The organism is Bradyrhizobium sp. BR 1433, assembly GCF_051547665.1.
Taxonomy (GTDB): Bacteria; Pseudomonadota; Alphaproteobacteria; order Rhizobiales; family Xanthobacteraceae; genus Bradyrhizobium; species Bradyrhizobium australafricanum.
The window spans coordinates 5,917,528-5,936,062 of record NZ_JBPUGG010000001.1 but is presented as its reverse complement, the minus strand read 5'-3'; the positions used below and the strand labels follow the sequence as shown (position 1 = coordinate 5,936,062).

Annotated in this window: 19 protein-coding genes and 2 pseudogenes; 3 read left to right on the top strand and 18 right to left on the bottom strand. The window is 64.3% G+C overall.

Going from position 1 to position 18,535, the window contains the following annotated elements:
• Positions 1–148: 148 nt before the first annotated feature.
• From ACSKB9_RS28575 to urtA, 18 genes and pseudogenes are all read right to left on the bottom strand, one after another.
• The gene (locus ACSKB9_RS28575; protein WP_225161328.1) at positions 149–1,810 is read right to left on the bottom strand and encodes a CHASE domain-containing protein; all 1,662 of its coding nucleotides are present in this window, start codon (positions 1,808–1,810) and stop codon (positions 149–151) included.
• Between the two features lie 4 nt (positions 1,811–1,814).
• A complete protein-coding gene (locus ACSKB9_RS28570; protein WP_316395951.1) occupies positions 1,815–2,069 on the bottom strand; it encodes a hypothetical protein in 255 nt (84 codons plus the stop codon).
• Positions 2,070–2,225: 156 nt separating this feature from the next.
• On the bottom strand, positions 2,226–2,864 hold the full coding sequence (gene ureG / locus ACSKB9_RS28565; protein WP_028334695.1) for an urease accessory protein UreG: 639 nt from the start codon (positions 2,862–2,864) through the stop codon (positions 2,226–2,228).
• Between the two features lie 150 nt (positions 2,865–3,014).
• Positions 3,015–3,752 (bottom strand): urease accessory protein UreF, encoded by a 738-nt coding sequence (locus tag ACSKB9_RS28560; protein WP_438080437.1) that lies wholly within the window; start codon positions 3,750–3,752, stop codon positions 3,015–3,017.
• Positions 3,733–4,350 carry an urease accessory protein UreE gene (locus ACSKB9_RS28555; RefSeq protein WP_438077297.1) on the bottom strand — a complete coding sequence of 206 codons (618 nt, stop codon included), beginning with the start codon at positions 4,348–4,350 and terminating at the stop codon, positions 3,733–3,735. The genes ACSKB9_RS28560 and ACSKB9_RS28555 overlap by 20 nt, the downstream gene beginning before the upstream one ends.
• 7 nt (positions 4,351–4,357) lie before the next feature.
• On the bottom strand, positions 4,358–4,657 hold the full coding sequence (locus ACSKB9_RS28550; RefSeq protein ID WP_016847276.1) for a putative quinol monooxygenase: 300 nt from the start codon (positions 4,655–4,657) through the stop codon (positions 4,358–4,360).
• 24 nt (positions 4,658–4,681) lie between these two features.
• A complete protein-coding gene (locus tag ACSKB9_RS28545) occupies positions 4,682–4,981 on the bottom strand; it encodes a putative quinol monooxygenase (protein ID WP_024581875.1) in 300 nt (99 codons plus the stop codon).
• Positions 4,982–5,090: 109 nt separating this feature from the next.
• Positions 5,091–6,806, bottom strand: coding sequence for an urease subunit alpha (gene ureC, locus ACSKB9_RS28540; protein WP_438080435.1), 1,716 nt, complete (start codon positions 6,804–6,806; stop codon positions 5,091–5,093).
• A gap of 189 nt (positions 6,807–6,995) precedes the next feature.
• Positions 6,996–7,343 (bottom strand): annotated as a pseudogene (locus ACSKB9_RS28535) (HD domain-containing protein); the annotation flags it as partial.
• 160 nt (positions 7,344–7,503) lie between these two features.
• Positions 7,504–7,986, bottom strand: coding sequence for an endonuclease domain-containing protein (locus ACSKB9_RS28530; RefSeq protein ID WP_438080434.1), 483 nt, complete (start codon positions 7,984–7,986; stop codon positions 7,504–7,506).
• 270 nt (positions 7,987–8,256) lie between these two features.
• Complete coding sequence (locus ACSKB9_RS28525; protein ID WP_438077294.1) at positions 8,257–8,562, bottom strand: urease subunit beta; 306 nt, start codon at positions 8,560–8,562, stop codon at positions 8,257–8,259.
• Between the two features lie 112 nt (positions 8,563–8,674).
• On the bottom strand, positions 8,675–8,977 hold the full coding sequence (locus ACSKB9_RS28520) for an urease subunit gamma (RefSeq protein ID WP_028334687.1): 303 nt from the start codon (positions 8,975–8,977) through the stop codon (positions 8,675–8,677).
• A gap of 82 nt (positions 8,978–9,059) precedes the next feature.
• Positions 9,060–9,992, bottom strand: coding sequence for an urease accessory protein UreD (locus ACSKB9_RS28515; protein WP_438077292.1), 933 nt, complete (start codon positions 9,990–9,992; stop codon positions 9,060–9,062).
• A 49-nt stretch (positions 9,993–10,041) separates the two neighbouring features.
• Positions 10,042–10,737 (bottom strand): urea ABC transporter ATP-binding subunit UrtE, encoded by a 696-nt coding sequence (urtE, locus tag ACSKB9_RS28510; protein ID WP_018269603.1) that lies wholly within the window; start codon positions 10,735–10,737, stop codon positions 10,042–10,044.
• A 4-nt stretch (positions 10,738–10,741) separates the two neighbouring features.
• A pseudogene (gene urtD, locus ACSKB9_RS28505) lies at positions 10,742–11,504 on the bottom strand (urea ABC transporter ATP-binding protein UrtD).
• Between the two features lie 4 nt (positions 11,505–11,508).
• Entirely contained in the window at positions 11,509–12,678 is a 1,170-nt protein-coding gene (gene urtC / locus ACSKB9_RS28500; protein ID WP_438077289.1) for an urea ABC transporter permease subunit UrtC, read from the bottom strand.
• Positions 12,675–14,273 (bottom strand): urea ABC transporter permease subunit UrtB, encoded by a 1,599-nt coding sequence (gene urtB / locus ACSKB9_RS28495; RefSeq protein WP_438080432.1) that lies wholly within the window; start codon positions 14,271–14,273, stop codon positions 12,675–12,677. Before urtB ends, urtC begins: the two co-directional genes overlap by 4 nt.
• A 129-nt stretch (positions 14,274–14,402) precedes the next feature.
• Complete coding sequence (urtA, locus tag ACSKB9_RS28490; RefSeq protein ID WP_438077287.1) at positions 14,403–15,698, bottom strand: urea ABC transporter substrate-binding protein; 1,296 nt, start codon at positions 15,696–15,698, stop codon at positions 14,403–14,405.
• 523 nt (positions 15,699–16,221) lie between these two features.
• On the opposite strand from urtA, the gene ACSKB9_RS28485 reads away from it, so the two are divergent.
• The 3 genes from ACSKB9_RS28485 to ACSKB9_RS28475 all read left to right on the top strand — a co-directional run bounded on the left by ACSKB9_RS28485 (position 16,222) and on the right by ACSKB9_RS28475 (position 18,504).
• On the top strand, positions 16,222–17,694 hold the full coding sequence (locus tag ACSKB9_RS28485; RefSeq protein WP_430641161.1) for a DEAD/DEAH box helicase: 1,473 nt from the start codon (positions 16,222–16,224) through the stop codon (positions 17,692–17,694).
• 24 nt (positions 17,695–17,718) lie between these two features.
• Positions 17,719–18,012 (top strand): translation initiation factor IF-1, encoded by a 294-nt coding sequence (infA, locus tag ACSKB9_RS28480; RefSeq protein ID WP_016842649.1) that lies wholly within the window; start codon positions 17,719–17,721, stop codon positions 18,010–18,012.
• A 279-nt stretch (positions 18,013–18,291) separates the two neighbouring features.
• Entirely contained in the window at positions 18,292–18,504 is a 213-nt protein-coding gene (locus ACSKB9_RS28475) for a cold-shock protein (protein WP_016842648.1), read from the top strand.
• The last annotated feature ends 31 nt before the right edge of the window (positions 18,505–18,535 follow it).

The following is an 18,535-nucleotide window of genomic DNA, read 5'->3' as shown; positions in this document are numbered from 1 at the left end:
ATGCCCAAGCATGTTCAACGAAGTTTTAACAATCGGTTGCGGTCTATTACTGATACCGGGCATTGGTCACGATGACGCCGGCGCATGCTTGCGCGCGTGATTTCGATCAATCCGCGCGTCGATCCGATCACACAACCTGAGGCAGCTGCTACTTCTTCACCGGGCGCAGCGGCGCGGAGAACTGCTCGGTGCGGTCGCGCTCGGTCATGTCGACGACGGTGTCCATCGGCGCGGTCAGTTCATAGACATAGGAGACGTCGGTGAAATAGCGCTTCGCGGTGCCGCCGAGCGCCTCGGGCGCGACGCGGTCGAGCAGGATCAGGCCGAAATCACTGTCGGCCCGCCGCGTCGCCTGGCTGGTGTTGAACTCTTCCCAGCGGAAATGAAAGACCAAGTCCGCATCCTCGCCGACGACCTCCCAATTGGCGACGATGTGCGGGTGCTTGCCGACCAGCGACAGCCCTTCGTCGGAATGCGAGGCGAGCTCGAAGAACAGCAGCGACAGCGATTGGGCGGCGCGGGCGCTGACCGTGATGTCGGGACCGTTCACCGCGATCCGGTCAGCATGCGGGATCGCGCGGGATTCGAACAGGCCCTTCAGCTTGACACCCTGCCACTGGCTCTCGCTGAGCAGCGTGACGACGTTCGACATCGCGTGGATGCGCCCGATCAAGAGCTCGCGTGCGACATCGATATCGGCGCCGTGCCGCAGCGTGCGGGTCACGATCGACTGGATCACCGCGAGGATGTTCTTGACGCGATGGTTGAGCTCGTCGATGACGGCGGTCAACCGGCGCTCGAATCCGATGCGGACCTCGATCTCGCGGCTGAGGCGCAAATTGTTGTAGGCGACATAGCCGAACAGGCCGCAGACGATGCCGGTGAGCGCGAGGCCGATCGCCGCGACGATGGTCGCGGTCTGCTGCGCACGCACCGTGGCGTTGCTCTTGGCGTAATAGTCGAGCGACCAGTCACGGCCGCCGAACGTCACCGTGCGCACCATCGACGGCAGCGGGCCGTCCTGGCGCACAGCGCGCGAGGTGACGATGCCCTGCTCGTTGGCGGTGAACTCGTCGTTGGAGTCGCGCGGATCCTTCAACGCCACCGCGAACAGCGAGCTGTCGTCGTTGGTCAGCATCAGCGACGACAGCTCATAGGAGAAGGTGATGAAGCCGGCCGGCTCGGACGCGCCCTCCTGGAACACCGGCGCGGCGAGCACGACCCCGACCGGGCCGTTCTGCCGCAACAGCGGCACCGGATCGGAGGCTACCGGCTTGGCGTTGGCCATCGCCCGCGCCAGCATCGGGCCCACCACCGAGTGGCGGTCGAAGGCGCGGCCCGGAATGCTCAAGGTCTCCGGATTGCGCGGCTCGACGTCCATCAGCACGTTGATCGGCTTGTCGAGCGCCTTGAGGTCGAGCGCCTGGTCGTCGAAATCCCGGATCGTCGGATTGGTGAAGCCGTTGGCCTTCAGCTCGGCCTCCGCCGCGGCGAGCTCGTCCGGCTTGAGCCGCGCGATCCAGGCGGCGACGACGAAATCGGTCTTGAAGGCGTAGATCGCCGAGCGCAGCGGCTGCAGCATGTTGGCCTTCACCATCGACGGCGCCCGGAACAGCCCGGAGGCGACCCGCGCCAGCAGCTCGCGCTCGGTCAGGCGGTCCTGCACCAGGCTGGCATGGACGTCGATCGCCCGCGCCAGCGCGATGCCGTCGATCGCGAGCTCCTGATCGTGCACCCGATAGGCGGCAAGACCGGAGAGCAGAACTCCGATCAGCGCAATCAAGGCAACGATGAAGCCCAGTCGAACCACACGCTTACTCGGCAATCAGGGGGTGGCGAAAGGGGACGGAAGTCATCTGGCTTCTGCAAGGGCGGCGACAAATCAGGATGCGATGAAGGCCCGCCGCAAAGGAATATGGAATAGCGATCATCGGTCCGCAACAGGAGCCGGTCGGCAGCATTAACGACGACGCCACCCGGCGGTCTTTGGCGGCGCCAAAGGTTGCTAATCGGCAAAGTTGGAAATTGTTCCGGCGATTGCGCAGCTTTTTTGCGGCGGCCAGCGACATCCAGCCAAGTGCCTCACCGTCATCCTGAGGAGCGCGCAGCGCGTCTCGAAGGATGAACGGCCCACCGGTGGCCGTTCATCCTTCGAGGCTCACAAAGGCGAAGCCTTTGCGCGGGGATGACGGGATAAGGGTTCGCACCGCCACAATGATTAACGCCTAACCCGCCTTGACCTTGCCCTGCGACCGAAGGCCGCCCTTGGTCTCGATGAAGCTGATGATGCGATCGAGGCCGTCGCTCTTCTTCAGGTTGGTCATCACGAAGGGCCGCTCGCCGCGCATCCGCCTGGCGTCGGTGTCCATCTTCTCGAGTGACGCACCGACATGGGGTGCGAGATCGATCTTGTTGATCACCAGGAGGTCGGATCGCGTGATGCCGGGGCCGCCCTTGGAGGGGATCTTGTCGCCGGCGGCAACGTCGATGACGTAGATCGTCAGATCGGCCAATTCCGGCGAGAAGGTCGCCGCCAGATTGTCGCCGCCGGATTCGATCAGCACCAGATCGAGGTCGGGGAATTTTGCCCGCATGTCGGCGACCGCGGCGAGATTCATCGAAGCGTCCTCGCGGATCGCAGTATGCGGACAGCCGCCGGTCTCGACACCGGCGATGCGGTCCGGCGTCAGCGAACCGGAGCGCACCAGAAACTCGGCATCCCATTTGGTGTAGATGTCGTTGGTGATCGCGGCGATGTCGTAGCGCTCGCGCATCGACTTGCAGAGCAGGTCCATCAGCGCGGTCTTGCCGGAGCCGACCGGGCCGCCGACGCCGACACGAAGTGGGCCGTGGGAAGTGGGCATATCAACAAGTCCCTCTATTGTCGTCCCGGCGAAAGCCGGGACCCATACCGCGTGATCCCTCAACCGGGTCCAGTGGCCGACACCATCCGCAACAACCACCCCCTGTGGCTATGGGTCCCTGCTTTCGCAGGGACGACAGCGGAGGATGCATCATGACCGGAACAGCCTCGTGTATTGCGTCTCGTGACGCAGGCTTGCGAGATCGGCGCGAAAGGTCGCGCCGCCGAGATCGTCGAGCGAGGCCGCATTGGCCCGCGCCGCGGTCGCAGCAACGACCAGCTCGAGACCGGCCAACACGCGCTGACTGTCGGTCTGCCCGAGCGGGATCAGCCGGCTGCCCGCGGAAATCCAGTTCGAGAGCACGGCATGCAGGAAGGCGTGCAGCGCCGGCGCAAGCCGAATGCCGTGTGCAGCGCTGACGATGCCGACCGCGACAGGGTAGACGACAGGGCCGTCGCAAGCCGCAATCATCGCGTCGAGGCCGGGCGAATTCCAGGCGGCACGGGCGATCTCGATGAAGGCGCGCCCCTGCGTCGTGGTCTCGAGCTGCCGCTCGCGCGACGGCACGAAGGCCGCGGCAAGTTCGGCGATCTCCTTCAGCCCGGCAGGATTATGCTCAGACGCCGCGCGAAAACTCTGCGCGAGAAACACGGCGTCGCAAAATCCGCTGCCGTCGGAAAGCATCGCGGCGAGCCAGCCGCGCAGCGACGCTGCATCCGTGATGTCGCCGGCCTCGACCGCCCATTCGATGCCGCTGGAATAGGCGAACGCCCCCACCGGAAAGGACGGCGACAGCCATGTCATCAGCCGGTACAGCGCGGCCGCCTCATCCTCCGCCATCCCACCGCGCAGCACGGCGGGATCAGGCTCATTTGTGGTCATGAGCATGGGAGTGATCGTGGTGATGATGAGCATGCTCGCAATGCTCATCATGATGATGGTGGTGGTCATGGTCAGGCCCATGATCATGGCCATGGTGGTGACCGTGATCATGCGCATGACTATGGGCATGATCGTGCCCGGTGTGACCATGCGCGTGCTCGTCGGCATGCGCATGCTCGGCATAGGCGCCGCCCTCGGGATCGAACGGTGCCTCGATCTCGATGACACGGGCCCCTAACCCCTTCACCATCGCCTCGATCACGTGATCCCTGCGGATGCGCAGGCCCTTCGGCATGATCTGGGTCGGCAGATGGCGGTTGCCGAGATGCCAGGCGACGCGGATCAGATGATGCGGATCGCTGCCGCGGATTTCCGCGAGCGGCTCGGGAGCCGCGACCACCTCGACGAGGCGGCCATCCTCCAGCACCAGCGCATCGCCGCCGCGCAGCGCGACGGCGTTTTCGAGATCAAGCAGGAATTCGAGCCCGCGCGTTCCGGTCATTGCCATCCGCCGCCGGTGCCGGTCGTCGAAATCGAGCACGACGGTATCGGCTGGCGCTTCCTTCCAGCGGTGCTGTCCCAGGAGCTTGGTGGCGCGGATCATCGATGCCTCAGAGCTTCTCGACCTTGGCATCGCTGATGATCTCGATCACCGTCGGCCCGGTCTTCATGTTAGCGGAATATTCGCGCCATACCTTCATGTGCGGCGCCCTGGCATGGGCGTTGAGATCCTCGCGGCTCTCCCAGCGCTCGACCACCACATAGAGGTTGGGATCGTTGACGCTGACATTGCCGTCATAGGAGATGCAGCCCTTCTCCTTGCGGGTCTCGACCGTGCAGGCCTTGTGCCCCTTGATGAAGTCGTCCTTGTTCTCCGGCTTCATCGGCGTGGTGGCGATGACATAGATCATGGATTATCTCCCTTCTTTTTCTCGTTAGCGGACGTCGACCTTCTCGGGCGTGATCACCTCGATCTTCGGCGGCGCGGCCATGCATTTCACCGCGACCCGGCCGAACGTCTTCATGTGCTCGGCGGTGCGATGCGGCACCAGCGCCTCCGCGTTCTCCCACTGCTCGACGAACACCATCTTGCTGTGGTCGGTGACGCTCTCATGCAAATCGTAGGCGATGTTGCCGGGCTCCTTGCGGGTTTCCTTGATGCAGGCCGTCGCCGCAGCGATGAATTCGGCGCGGGTCTCGGGCTTGATGGTCAGCGTAGCAACGACGTAAATCACGGAAATTCCTCCCGGTTTTCTGTTTTGGCTTGGGTATTATTTGACGCGTTTTCTTTCCGCGAACCGGAAATCCACTTCGCTCGAAACGCTCTGGTTACCGGGACGGGTTTTAGAACATAAAATAGCGCTGTGCCATGGGTAGGACCTCGGCCGGCGCGCAGGTCAGCAGCTCGCCGTCTGCGCGTACCTCATAGGTCTCGGGATCGACCTCGATCTCGGGCGTCGCGTCGTTGTGGATCATGCTCTTCTTGGAGATCTTGCCGCGGGTGTTCTGCACTGCGTAGAGCTTTTTGCTGATGCCGAGCTTGCGGGCGAGACCGCCGGTGACTGCGGCCTTCGAGGTGAACACCACCGAGGATGCGGTGAGCGACTTGCCGAAGGCGGCGAACATCGGCTGGTAATGCACCGGCTGCGGCGTCGGGATCGAGGCGTTGGGATCGCCCATCGGCGCCGCCACGATCGAGCCGCCCTTGATGATGCAATCCGGCTTGACGCCGAAAAACGCCGGCGACCACAGCACGAGGTCGGCGAGCTTGCCTTTCTCCACTGAACCGATCAGCTTCGACACGCCGTGCGCGATCGCGGGGTTGATGGTGTATTTGGCGATGTAGCGCTTGACGCGGAAATTGTCGTTGTCGTTGCCCTTGTCCTGCGGCAGCGACCCGCGCTGCTTCTTCATCTTGTCCGCGGTTTGCCAGGTGCGGATGATGACCTCACCCAACCGGCCCATCGCCTGCGAGTCCGACGACATCATCGAGAGCGCGCCGAGGTCGTGCAGGATATCCTCGGCGGCGATGGTCTCCTTGCGGATCCGGCTCTCGGCGAAGGCGAGGTCTTCGGCGATCGACGGATCGAGGTGATGGCACACCATCAGCATGTCGAGATGCTCGTCGATGGTATTGCGGGTGAACGGCCGGGTCGGATTGGTCGAGGACGGCAGCACGTTCTTCAGCCCGGCAATCTTGATGATATCCGGCGCATGGCCGCCGCCGGCGCCCTCGGTGTGGAAGGCATGGATGGTGCGGCCCTTGAACGCCTTCACCGTATCCTCGACGAAGCCGGATTCGTTCAGCGTGTCCGAATGCAGCATCACCTGGACGTCGTAATCGTCGGCCACCGAGAGACAGGTATCGATGGCAGACGGCGTGGTGCCCCAATCCTCGTGCAGCTTCAGCGCGCAGGCGCCGCCCTTGATCATCTCGACCAGCGCCGCCGGACGCGACGCGTTGCCCTTGCCGGAGATGCCGAGGTTGACCGGGAAGGCGTCGAACGACTGGATCATCCGCCCCATGTGCCACGGACCGGGCGTGCAGGTGGTGGCGAAGGTGCCGTGCGAGGGGCCGGTGCCGCCCCCTAACATCGAGGTGACGCCAGACATCAGCGCGTGCTCGATCTGCTGCGGGCAGATGAAATGGATGTGGCTATCGAAGCCGCCGGCGGTGAGGATCTTGCCCTCGCCCGCGATCACGTCGGTACCGGGGCCGATGATGATGGTGACGTTGGGCTGGATGTCGGGATTGCCGGCCTTGCCGATCGCCGCGATCATGCCCTCCTTGATCGCGACGTCGGCCTTCACGATGCCCCAGTGATCGACGATCAGCGCGTTGGTGATCACGGTATCCGCCGCGCCTTGCGCGTTGGTCACCTGCGACTGCCCCATGCCGTCGCGGATCACCTTGCCGCCGCCGAACTTCACCTCCTCGCCATAGGTGGTGAGATCCTTCTCGACCTCGATGATCAGATCGGTGTCGGCAAGCCGAACCCTGTCACCGGTGGTCGGACCGAACATGTCGGCATAGACGGAACGCTTGATCTTCACGGACATGTCAGCCCCCGTTTCAGTCAGCGCGGCCTTGGCACGCGCAATCGTGTCGTCGAAAATGCGGTCGAGCCGCGGATTGATGCCCCGGCAACCGGCAACGACCTTGTCGGCCCAGGCCGCATAGTCGGCGAGATCGTCGCGCTCGTCCTTGCTCGGATGCGGCACGATCCGCGCGCCGATATTGCTGATCTTGTCGGCGATCTTGATGAGCTTTGCACCGGGAGATTTGTGCGGAGCATCCTCGATCTGCTTTTGCCGGCGGGCAGGCTTTGGCAGGCTCATGTCATCGGTGCACTCGACCACCAGCGAGGCAACGCGCGCGGTGAACTTCTGCGCGAGCTCCTCGCGCGTGGTCTCGGTGTCCTCGATGGTGTCGTGCAGCCAGCCGGCAGCCACCAGTTCGGCATCGGCGCCATCGGTCACCTGCGCGAGCAGGTTCGCGACCTCGGCGAGATGGTTGATGTAAGGCTCACTCCCCCGCCCCTTGCGCGCCATCCCGTTATGACGGTGCGCGGCAAGCTCGGCAGCTTCGGAGACCATGCGGACAGCGGGAAGCATTAGGCTACAATGTCCCTTCTTGTCTGACGACGCAGCTACTGACCGGGAATCGCAAAACGTCTTCCGCCGGAGTTCGGGGTATACCCCTCTCCCCAACCCTCCCCCGCAAGGGGGAGGGAGCCTGAATGACGTGCTCACCTCACTAGGCCGCACAATTCCTCCGCGTCGCATCATTACTCCTCCGAATGATCAGCATCGGATGTAAGGGAGGCATCGGCGGCAGGGTTCCCTCCCCCTTGCGGGGGAGGGTTAGGGAGAGGGGTGCCGCTTGCTCCGCTGCTTCCGCGATGCTCAGAACGACTCCCTCCAAATTCTTCAGCACCTCATCATTGGTGAATCGAAGTATGCGATACCCGCGCGACTCGAGCCACGCATCTCGTCGCTCGTCGTGACGAATGCGCTCATCGAAATCATGGCTTGCGCCGTCGACCTCAACGACGAGCTTGCAGGCATGCGCGACAAAATCGGCGATGTAGCTGCCGATCGGCGCCTGCCGGCGAAAGTTGAGACCGGCGAGACGATCGGCCTTCAGATGGCGCCACAGCAACGTCTCCGCGCGCGTCATCGTGCGGCGGAGTTGCTTGGCGCGATCGCGCTGGATGTCGCTTACCGGAGTATGCGGCATATCGCTCACCCGGCTCCGAGTGTGAGGGAGGCACCGGCAGACAGGTTCCCTCTCCCCTTGCGGGAGAGGGTTAGGGAGAGAGGTGCCGCTTGCTCCGCTGCAGGACGTGGCACGGCGGCAACCCACGCAGAGTCGATTGAAAGAGATTGCGCCATTTCCTCAACCGGAGCCCGGGGCTTACCCCTCTCCCCAACCCTCCCCGCAAGGGGGGAGGGAGCCCGACCAAGGTGCTCATCTTACAAGGCATCGTCCCAACCATTCTCCGTCGAACTACAGCTTCCCCTTCACCGCGGCGCGGAAGCCGTAGATCACGCGCTTGCCGGCGAGTGCGACGAGTTGGACGTCGCGGGTTTGGCCGGGTTCGAAGCGGACGGCGGTGCCGGCGGCGATGTCGAGGCGCATGCCGCGGGCCTTCTTGCGGTCGAATTTCAGCGCCGGATTGGTTTCGAAGAAGTGGTAGTGCGAGCCGACCTGGATCGGACGGTCGCCGGTGTTGGCGACCGACAGCATCACGGTCTTGCGGCCGGCATTGAGCTCGATCTCGCCGTCCTTGATGAAGAGTTCGCCCGGGATCATTCGTCTCTCCTGTCATTCCGGGGCGATGCGCAGCATCGAACTCGGAATCTCGATCAACAATCTCTGGATTCCGGGTTCGGCCGTTCCGGCCGCCCCGGAATGACGCTCGTGGCTATCGGATCGGCTCGTGCACGGTGACGAGCTTGGTGCCGTCGGGGAATGTCGCCTCGACCTGGATGTCGTGGATCATCTCCGGGATCCCATCCATCACCTGCGCGCGGGTCAGGACCTTGGCGCCGGCCTGCATCAGCTCGGCGACGGTGCGGCCGTCGCGCGCGCCCTCGACGATGAAGTCGGTGATCAACGCGACGGCTTCGGGATGGTTCAGCTTGACGCCGCGCTCGAGCCGGCGGCGCGCCACCATGGCCGCCATCGAAACCAGGAGCTTGTCCTTTTCGCGGGGAGACAAATTCATGCGAGCACTCTGATCGTTCTTGAAACGTTTAAGTTGGGCATGATCCGATCGGAAAACCGGTATCCACTTTTCCGGATCATGCCTAGTTGAGCCACAGCCGCGGGAGCGGGACAGTGGAGGCGCGGCCGAGCACCGTCATCATGTCGGCCCGCAGCCGGGCCGCATCTTGGGCACAGAAGCGGGCCATTGCAAAGCCATTCCAGGCGGAGATGCCGACCTCGCCGCCGAAGCTGTCCGACGCCTCGCGGATGCGCTCGACCAGGGCCTCGTCGCCCGGCACGATCAGCGCCGTGCCGATCGCGCAGCCGCCGCCCGCGATCGCGGGTCGCGCGAGCTTCTCGCCGATCTCGCCGTGGAGGCGGATGGTCTCGGCAAACACCAGCCGGCCGCCGCGTCGCATCCGCCAGCGGTCGACGAACTCGCCGTGGCGCATGGTCTCGCCCATCGCGGCGCGGCCGAACACCACGATCTCGCAAAGCAGGAACGAGGCACCCTCGGCAAGGTCGATGTCGAAGCCGCGGTGAATGCGGGCACGGTCGAACAGGATGGTTTCCTGCGGCAACCAGGCGAGATGCGCGCCTGCGGCAACGGTCAGCGCGATGTCGAGCCGTGCCGCCGCGGGGCATGCTGCGATCCGATCGGATCGCACCAAGCCCTGATTTTTTTTGGACGCGTTTTCTTCACGCGAACCGGCAACCACTTCGCTCGAAAACGCTACGGGCGCACGGTAGACCTTTTCAGCCGCCGCGGTGGTCAGCGTCAGCCGCGCGCCCTCGCCGGCCGCGATCGCGATCTCGAAGCGGTCCCCGCCGGCAATGCCGCCGGCGGTGTTGACGAACATGGCCGAGAGACCGTCGTCCTCCGGCGATGGGAAGCGGACGCGCAGCGAGCCGGACTCATGCAGGTCGCCGCGGCGGGTGGCGCCGTCTTTCAGATGCACGCCGAACCTGACCGCACCCTGGGCGCGGTTTGCCGCAAACGTTGCCGCTGCCGCGCCTGCGATCCCGGTCCGCATTGCCCCGACGCTCCCTTCGCGCGCCACAAGAGGCGGCGTCACATCCTGTTCACAGCGCCATCTGGCGGCTGATCTCGGCGGGATCGAGGCTTGCGCGGTCGCAGGCATATTTCACCGCACCCCGGTCCATCACGGCAAAACTGTCGCCGAGTTCGCAGGCAAAGTCGAGATATTGTTCGACCAGCACGATCGCGATGTTGCCGAGGTTGCGCAGATAGGAGATGGCGCGGCCGATATCCTTGATGATCGAGGGCTGGATGCCCTCGGTCGGCTCGTCGAGCAGCAGGAGCTTCGGCCGCATCACCAGCGCGCGGCCGATCGCGAGCTGCTGCTGCTGGCCGCCGGAGAGATCGCCGCCGCGGCGGCCGAGCATGGTCTCCAGCACCGGAAACAGCGAGAACACGTCGTCGGGGATGTTGCGGTCCTCGCGCTTGAGCGGACCGAAGCCGGTCTTGAGGTTCTCTTCCACCGTCAGCAGCGGAAAGATCTCGCGGCCCTGCGGCACGAAGCCGATGCCGCGACGTGCCCGCTCATAGGGCTTTAGCGCGGTGATGTCCTTGCCGTCGAAATTGATAGTGCCGGAGGCGATCGGATACTGGCCGACCATGGCGCGCAGCAGCGAGGTCTTGCCGACGCCGTTGCGGCCGAGCACGCAGGTGACCTTGCCCGGCTCGGCGGTCAGCGACACGCCGCGCAGCGCCTGCGCCGCACCGTAATAGAGATTGATGTTGTCGATCTTCAGCATCGCCCTAGCGCCCCAGATACACTTCGACCACCCGCTCGTTCGACGACACCTGGTCGATCGAACCTTCGGCGAGCACCGAGCCCTCATGCAGGCAGGTCACCTTGACGCCGAGCTCGCGCACGAAGGTCATGTCGTGCTCGACCACCATGATGGTGTGGTTCCTGTTGATCTCCTTGAGGAGCTCGGCCGTGAGATGGGTCTCGACGTCGGTCATGCCCGCGACCGGCTCGTCGACCAGCAGCACCTTCGGGTCCTGCGCCAGCAACATGCCGATTTCGAGCCACTGCTTCTGGCCGTGCGACAGGCTGCCGGCGAGGCGGTTGCGCGCATCGGTCAGGCGGATGGTCTCGAGCACCTTGTCGATGCGCTCGGACTCGGCCTTGCTGCCGCGCCAGAACAGCGTGCCGCGCACGGAATGATCGACATTGAGCGCGAGCAGCAAATTGTCCTGCACGGTCTGACTTCTCGAACACCGTCGGCTTCTGGAATTTGCGGCCGATACCGAGCTCGGCGATCCGGGTCTCGTCGAGCCGGGTCAGGTCGACGGTGCCGTCGAACAGCACGGTGCCCTCGTCCGGCTTGGTCTTGCCGGTGATGATGTCCATCATCGTGGTCTTGCCGGCGCCGTTTGGGCCGATGATGGCCCGCATCTCGCCGGGCTCGAGCGCCAGCGACAGATTGTTGATGGCGTGGAAGCCGTCGAACGAGACGTGCACGCCGTCGAGGTAGAGCATGGCCGAGGTGGCACGGGTATCCATGACATTCATCTGCCTACTCCGCCGGGTTCGGTGCGCCGATGCCGTCTTCGCGCGCGGCACTCTCGGCGTCGGGTGAGCTGCGCCGCGCCTTCAGCGGCTCCCACCAGGCGTTGAAGGTGCCGACGATGCCCTTGGGCAACAGCAGCGTGACCAGGATGAACAGCGCGCCCAGCATGAACAACCAGTACGGCGCGAGCGGCCCCGAGGTGAAGAACGTCTTGGCGTAGTTGACGACGACTGCGCCGAGCGCCGCGCCGACCAGCGTGCCGCGGCCGCCGACCGCGACCCAGATCACCGCCTCGATCGAGTTGGCGGGTGCGAACTCACTGGGATTGATGATGCCGACCTGCGGCACGTACAGCGCACCGGCGACGCCGGCCATGCAGGCCGACAGCGTGAACACGAACAGCTTGTAGGATTCGACACGATAGCCAAGGAAACGGGTCCGGCTTTCGGCGTCACGTACTGCGATCAGGACCTTGCCGAGCTTCGAGGTCACGATCGCGCGGCAGATCAGGAACGCGATGATCAGCGCAAGGCAGCTCAGCAGGAACAGCGCCGCGCGGGTGCCTTCGGCCTGCACGTTGAAGCCGATGATGTCCTTGAAGTCGGTCAGCCCGTTATTGCCGCCGAAGCCGAAATCGTTGCGGAAGAACGCCAGCAGCAGCGCATAGGTCATCGCCTGCGTGATGATCGACAGATACACGCCGGTGACGCGCGAGCGGAAGGCGAGCCAGCCGAAGCAGAAGGCGAGCAGACCCGGCACCAGCAGCACCATCAGCGCGGCGAACCAGAACTTGTCGAAGCCGTACCAGTACCAGGGCAGCTTGCTCCAGTTCAGGAACACCATGAAGTCGGGCAGGATCGGGTTGCCGTAGACGCCGCGGCTGCCGATCTGGCGCATTAGGTACATGCCCATCGCGTAACCGCCGAGCGCGAAGAACGCGCCGTGGCCGAGCGAGAGGATGCCGCAATAGCCCCAGATCAGATCGATCGAGAGCGCGAGGATGGCGTAGCAGACATATTCGCCCCACAGCGCGACCAGATAGGTCGGCACCTGGAACATCGAGCCCTGCGGCAGCAGCAGGTTCGACAACGGGATCAGCACGCCGATCGCGGCGACGATCAGGACGAACGCGGTCGCCGCGCGGTCGAGCGAACGGGTGAGGATGTGCGGCGTCATGCTTCCACCGCCCGACCCTTGAGCGCGAACAGGCCGCGCGGCCGCTTCTGGATGAACAGGATGATCAGCACCAGGATCGCGATCTTGCCGAGCACCGCGCCCGCGACAGGCTCGAGGAATTTGTTGGCGATGCCGAGCGTGAAGGCGCCGACCAGCGTGCCCCAGAGATTGCCGACGCCGCCGAACACCACGACCATGAAGCTGTCGATGATGTAGCTCTGGCCGAGATTCGGGCTGACATTGTCGATCTGCGACAGCGCCACGCCGGCAATGCCGGCGATCCCCGAGCCGAGGCCGAAGGTCAGCGCGTCGACGCGCGAGGTGGCGATCCCCATCGAGGCCGCCATGCGGCGGTTCTGGGTCACCGCGCGCATCTCGAGGCCGAGTGCGGTGTAGCGCAGCATCGCCAGCAGGATGGCGAACACCGCGAGCGTGAAGCAGAGGATCCAGAGCCGGTTATAGGTGATGGTGATCTGGCCGAGCTCGAACGCACCGCTCATCCACGAGGGGTTGCCGACCTCGCGGTTGGTCGGGCCGAACGCGGTGCGCACCGCCTGCTGCAGCACCAGCGACAGGCCCCAGGTCGCGAGCAGCGTCTCCAGCGGACGGCCGTAGAGGAAGCGGATGATGGTGCGTTCGATCAGCACGCCGATGAAGCCTGCGACCAGGAAGGCGAGCGGCACCGCGATCAGCAGCGAATAATCGAACAGCGCGGGATAGCGGGTGCGGATCAACTCCTGCACCACGAAGGTGGTGTAAGCGCCCAGCATCACCATCTCGCCATGCGCCATGTTGATGACGCCCATCACGCCGAAGGTGATGGCAAGCCCGATCGCGGCGAGCAGCAGCACCGAGCCGAGTGACAGGCCGTACCAGGCATTCTGCACCATCGACCACATCGCCAGATTGCTCTGGATCGAGGACACCGCGCTCGCGGCCGCGTTGGCGACCAGCGGCGGCTGGTCGGCGCCGAGGCCGGTGAGCAGCGCCAGCGCCTCCTGATCGCCGCGCGCCTTGACCACGGCGACGGCGTCGAGCTTATCGCTGTCGGATGCGTCCGACTTGAACAGGATGATAGCGGCGCGTGCCTCGGCGAAGGCCTGCTTGACCGACTTGACGCTCTCCTTGGCGAGCGCGCTCTCCACCGTCGGCAGCACATTCTCCTCGTGGCTCTTGAACACTGACTGCGCGGCGGCAAGGCGCTTGGCCGGATCCGGCGACAGCAGCGTCAGGCCGCCGAGCGTGGCCTCCACGGTGCGACGCAGGCGGTTGTTGAGGCGGACGGCGGCGGCGTTGTCGGGCAGCTTGTCGACGGCAGCACCGGTGGCGGCGTCGACAATCTTGCCGTCGGTCCGCGTGATGAAGACCTTCTTGCTGTCGGGATCGGCCGAGAGCCGGCCGTCCTGGAGTGCGCTGATGATGGGCGAGGCCAGCGCATTGCCCGACGCGGCGACCTCGCCGATCGCAGCCTCGGTGTCGGAGAACTCGTCATTGGCGAATTTGGCGACCGAATCCTCGAACGGACCGGCCAGCGCCGGCACTGTGAGGCAGCTCAGCAGCACGATCGAGAGAAACAGCGCACGAAAACGATCAATACAATTGGCGAACACGTCAGTACCCCGGCAGGAGTGTGAGGAGAAGGCGGCGAGTTGTGCCGCCTTCTCCAGGTTCTTGGATGGTTGTGTTGTGTCGTTGTTCAGGTCAGGAGCTCAGGAGCCTGGTTGTCAGGAGCCCTGGCCGCCGCACTTGTTGGTCTTGGTGTTGAAGTTGCCGCACTTCTTGCCGACCCAATCGCCGATCAGGTCCTTGGAGCCCTCGAGCTCCTTCGACCAGGCGTCGCCGGCCACCAGGCCCGGGGTCTTCCAGACCACGTCGAACTGGCCGTTGCCCTTGATCTCGCCGATGAACACCGGCTTGGTGATGTGGTGGTTCGGCAGCATCTGCGAGGTGCCGCCGGTCAGGTTCGGCGCCTCGATGCCGGGAAGCGCATCGATCACCTTGTCCGGATCGGTCGACTTCACCTTCTCGACCGCCTTCACCCACATGTTGAAGCCGATGTAGTGCGCTTCCATCGGATCGTTGGTCACGCGCTTCGGATTCTTGGTGTAGGCCTGCCACTCCTTGATGAACTTCTCGTTCGCCGGGGTCTTGATCGACTCGAAGTAGTTCCAGGCGGCGAGATGGCCGAGCAGCGGCTTGGTGTCGATGCCGGCGAGCTCTTCTTCGCCGACCGAGAACGCGACCACCGGGATCTCGGTCGCCTTGATGCCCTGGTTGCCGAGCTCCTTGTAGAACGGAACGTTGGCGTCGCCGTTGATGGTGGAGACCACCGCGGTCTTCTTGCCGGCCGAGCCGAACTTCTTGATGTCGGCCACGATCGTCTGCCAGTCGGAGTGACCGAACGGCGTGTAGTTGATCATGATGTCGTCCTGGGCGACGCCCTTCGACTTCAGATAGGCTTCCAGGATCTTGTTGGTGGTGCGCGGATAGACGTAGTCGGTGCCGGCCAGCACCCAGCGCTTCACCTTCTCTTCCTTCATCAGATAGTCGACCGCCGGGATCGCCTGCTGGTTCGGCGCGGCGCCGGTGTAGAACACGTTGCGCTCGGACTCCTCGCCCTCATACTGCACCGGATAGAACAGGATGTTGTTCAGCTCCTTGAACACCGGGAGCACGGATTTGCGCGACACCGAGGTCCAGCAGCCGAACACGACCGCGACCTTGTCCTTGGTGATCAGCTCGCGGGCCTTTTCGGCGAACAGCGGCCAGTTCGAGGCGGGGTCGACCACGACGGGCTCGAGCTTCTTGCCGAGCACGCCGCCCTTCTTGTTCTGCTCGTCGATCAGGAAAAGGATCGTGTCCTTCAGCGTGGTTTCGCTGATGGCCATGGTGCCCGACAGCGAGTGAAGGATGCCAACCTTGATGGTGTCGTCGGCCGCTTGCGCGGGCGCGAGGGACGAGGACGCAGCCAGACCCAAAACCAGGCCGGCCGTCGCCGCGAGCGCGCGGCGGCGGGTCATCGTCGTTATTTTGTGAGAAAGCTGAGTAAGCATGAAATGTCGTCTCCCTGACGCAGGCGTGAACGCTTGCGAAACGGCCGCTTGGCCGCCTGCGGTTAAGGGAATCGCAAGAACTGTGCCACGGTACGCAGACCCCGTAAGCCGATGAACCGGCTGGATAATTTCATCGGTTCCGGGCAAATACGGAAGCCGACTGCCCAATCATTGAGCCGGCAACTTGACTGCCGAAAGAGCAATCAGACTATCTTTTAGGCAAAATCGCCGCCTTGGCTAAATTTCCGGCATCGATTTGTGACAGTTTGCGCGATGGTTCAGCGAACTCCGGGCACCAAAGACGGCAATCTCATCTTGAAACCGCCCAGTTCCTGGTCCATATCCTCGCCATGCCCGCGACATCGCGGTGCCTTCGCGAGCTGCGTGTTCAAGCTGCCCCAAGCGGCTTCTGGCTCGCCTTCCAGCTAACCCAGCTTGACGCCCCAGACACGCGGGTGTCCCCGAATGCCTTCACACGCTTCCGGCCGATATGGGCCGGGACGACGACGGCTTTTATGGAAAGAACCACCTTTTGACCTCCTTTCAGGATTTCGGCCTCGCCGATCCCATCGCCCGCGCGCTCCGAGAAGAAAATTATCTCACGCCGACCCCCATCCAGGCCCAGACCATCCCGCTAGCCCTTGCCGGCCGCGACGTCGTCGGCATCGCCCAGACCGGCACCGGCAAGACCGCCTCCTTCGCGCTGCCGATCCTGCACCGGCTGCTCGAGAACCGCGTGCGCCCGCAGCCCAAGAGCTGCCGCGTGCTGGTGCTCTCGCCGACCCGCGAACTATCCGGGCAGATCCTCGACAGTTTCAACACCTATGGCCGCCACATCCGGCTGTCCTCGACGCTCGCCATCGGCGGCGTGCCGATGGGCCGCCAGGTCCGTTCCCTGATGCAGGGCGTCGAGGTGCTGGTCGCCACCCCCGGCCGCCTGCTCGATCTCGTGCAGAGCAACGGCCTGAAGCTCAACCAAGTCGAGTTCCTGGTGCTCGATGAAGCCGACCGCATGCTCGACATGGGGTTCATCAACGACATCCGGAAAATCGTCGCCAAGCTGCCGATCCGGCGCCAGACGCTGTTCTTCTCGGCCACCATGCCCAAGGACATCGCCGAGCTCGCCGAGGCGATGCTGCGCGACCCGGCCCGCGTGGCGGTGACGCCGGTGGCCTCGACGGTGGATCGCATCGCCCAGCGCGCGATCCAGGTCGATTTCGCGGCCAAGCCGACGGTTCTCGCCCAGTTGCTGAAGCAGGAGCCGGTCAACCGCGCCCTGGTCTTCACCCGCACCAAGCACGGCGCCGACAAGGTGGTGAAAAGCCTTGCCAAGGCCGGCATCGAGGCCAATGCGATCCACGGCAACAAGTCGCAGAACCACCGCGAGCGCACGCTGGCGGCGTTCCGTTCCGGCGAGATCCGCACGCTGGTGGCGACCGATATCGCCGCCCGCGGCATCGACGTCGACGGCGTCAGCCACGTGGTGAATTTCGACCTGCCCAATATCCCGGAGACCTACGTCCACCGCATCGGCCGCACGGCGCGCGCCGGCGCCGACGGCGTCGCGATCTCGCTGATCGCCGGTGCCGAGGAGATGGGCTATCTGCGCGATATCGAGCGGCTGATCCGGATTACCGTGCCGCGGGAAGACCGCCGCACACAAGGCAGCTCCTCTGGCGGCCGCGAGGCCGCCGGGCCGGCGCAGGCCACCCACCCGCACCGGGGCGGCCGCTCTGCGCCCCGTGCGCATAATGTCCGTGGGAATGAGGCCGCTCCGGGCGCAAAAGGCCCTCGCCGCCGCCGCCGTCGAGGTGGTAATAATGGCGCGCCGCAGACGAGCCGGGGCGAGTCGCCGCGTCCGTCGCAGGCCGGCAACAGCGAAGGCATTCAGGGCGTCGCCTTCTTGCATCGCGAGAGCCGGCCGAATCCGCAATCCAACCGCAACAACCGACCGAAGCACTAGCCGTCGCTCGATCTGGAGAAACATATGGCTAAGGAAGAGCTGATCCAGTTCGAAGGACTGGTGACCGAAATCCTCCCCGACGCTCGTTACCGGGTGCAACTCGATGCCGGGCACGAGATCGTCGCCTACACCGCCGGCAAGATGAAGAAAAACCGCATCAAGACGCTGGCCGGCGACCGTGTTACGATCGAAATGTCGCCCTACGATCTCGAAAAGGGGCGCCTGATCTTCCGACACAAGGACGAACGTCCGAGCGGCGCGCCGGGCGGCCCGCCGCGGGGCGGAGCCCAGCGCGGCGGCCAGTTCCGCCGCCGATAAGCGGGGTATTGCAACCGCTGCGGGCATGACGTCCTGATGTCCTGCGCACAATTGGCCGGCGGCTGCGCCGGCCAAAAAATCGCGCACGTCAGGATTGTTTTCAGGATTGTTTTGAAGCCTTCTATCGAATAATATCCTACCCATCGATTTTCGGCCGGACGACATTAGCCAATACCGGTACAGCCGGTTCAGACGCTGACGACCCTTCCAAAAATTCGATCTCACCACCCCGCCGATCAGCGGGTCTTGAACTTGTATATCTGAGAAGGGACTACCCACGTGAGCATGGGAACCGTGAAGTGGTTTAACGCGACCAAGGGCTACGGCTTCATCCAGCCGGATGAAGGCGGGAACGACGTGTTCGTGCACATCAGTGCAGTCGAGCGCGCCGGCCTTGGCACTCTGCGTGAAGGCCAGAAGATCTCCTACGAGATCGTGGCTGACCGCCGTTCCGGCAAATCCTCGGCCGACAATCTGCGCGCCGCCGGATAAGCCGATTTCCGGGAGCGCGAAGCTCCAGGAA

Bases quoted from the DNA above. Each gene is read 5' to 3' on its own strand.
- ACSKB9_RS28570 (WP_316395951.1), bottom strand. From the start codon at position 2,069: ATGTCGCTGGCCGCCGCAAAAAAGCTGCGCAATCGCCGGAACAATTTC.
- ureG (WP_028334695.1), bottom strand. From the start codon at position 2,864: ATGCCCACTTCCCACGGCCCACTTCGTGTCGGCGTCGGCGGCCCGGTC.
- ACSKB9_RS28560 (WP_438080437.1), bottom strand. From the start codon at position 3,752: ATGCTCATGACCACAAATGAGCCTGATCCCGCCGTGCTGCGCGGTGGG.
- ACSKB9_RS28555 (WP_438077297.1), bottom strand. From the start codon at position 4,350: ATGATCCGCGCCACCAAGCTCCTGGGACAGCACCGCTGGAAGGAAGCG.
- ACSKB9_RS28550 (WP_016847276.1), bottom strand. From the start codon at position 4,657: ATGATCTATGTCATCGCCACCACGCCGATGAAGCCGGAGAACAAGGAC.
- ureC (WP_438080435.1), bottom strand. From the start codon at position 6,806: ATGTCCGTGAAGATCAAGCGTTCCGTCTATGCCGACATGTTCGGTCCG.
- ACSKB9_RS28530 (WP_438080434.1), bottom strand. From the start codon at position 7,986: ATGCCGCATACTCCGGTAAGCGACATCCAGCGCGATCGCGCCAAGCAA.
- ACSKB9_RS28525 (WP_438077294.1), bottom strand. From the start codon at position 8,562: ATGATCCCGGGCGAACTCTTCATCAAGGACGGCGAGATCGAGCTCAAT.
- ACSKB9_RS28520 (WP_028334687.1), bottom strand. From the start codon at position 8,977: ATGAATTTGTCTCCCCGCGAAAAGGACAAGCTCCTGGTTTCGATGGCG.
- ACSKB9_RS28515 (WP_438077292.1), bottom strand. From the start codon at position 9,992: ATGCGGACCGGGATCGCAGGCGCGGCAGCGGCAACGTTTGCGGCAAAC.
- urtE (WP_018269603.1), bottom strand. From the start codon at position 10,737: ATGCTGAAGATCGACAACATCAATCTCTATTACGGTGCGGCGCAGGCG.
- urtC (WP_438077289.1), bottom strand. From the start codon at position 12,678: ATGACGCCGCACATCCTCACCCGTTCGCTCGACCGCGCGGCGACCGCG.
- urtA (WP_438077287.1), bottom strand. From the start codon at position 15,698: ATGACCCGCCGCCGCGCGCTCGCGGCGACGGCCGGCCTGGTTTTGGGT.
- ACSKB9_RS28485 (WP_430641161.1), top strand. From the start codon at position 16,222: ATGGGCCGGGACGACGACGGCTTTTATGGAAAGAACCACCTTTTGACC.
- infA (WP_016842649.1), top strand. From the start codon at position 17,719: ATGGCTAAGGAAGAGCTGATCCAGTTCGAAGGACTGGTGACCGAAATC.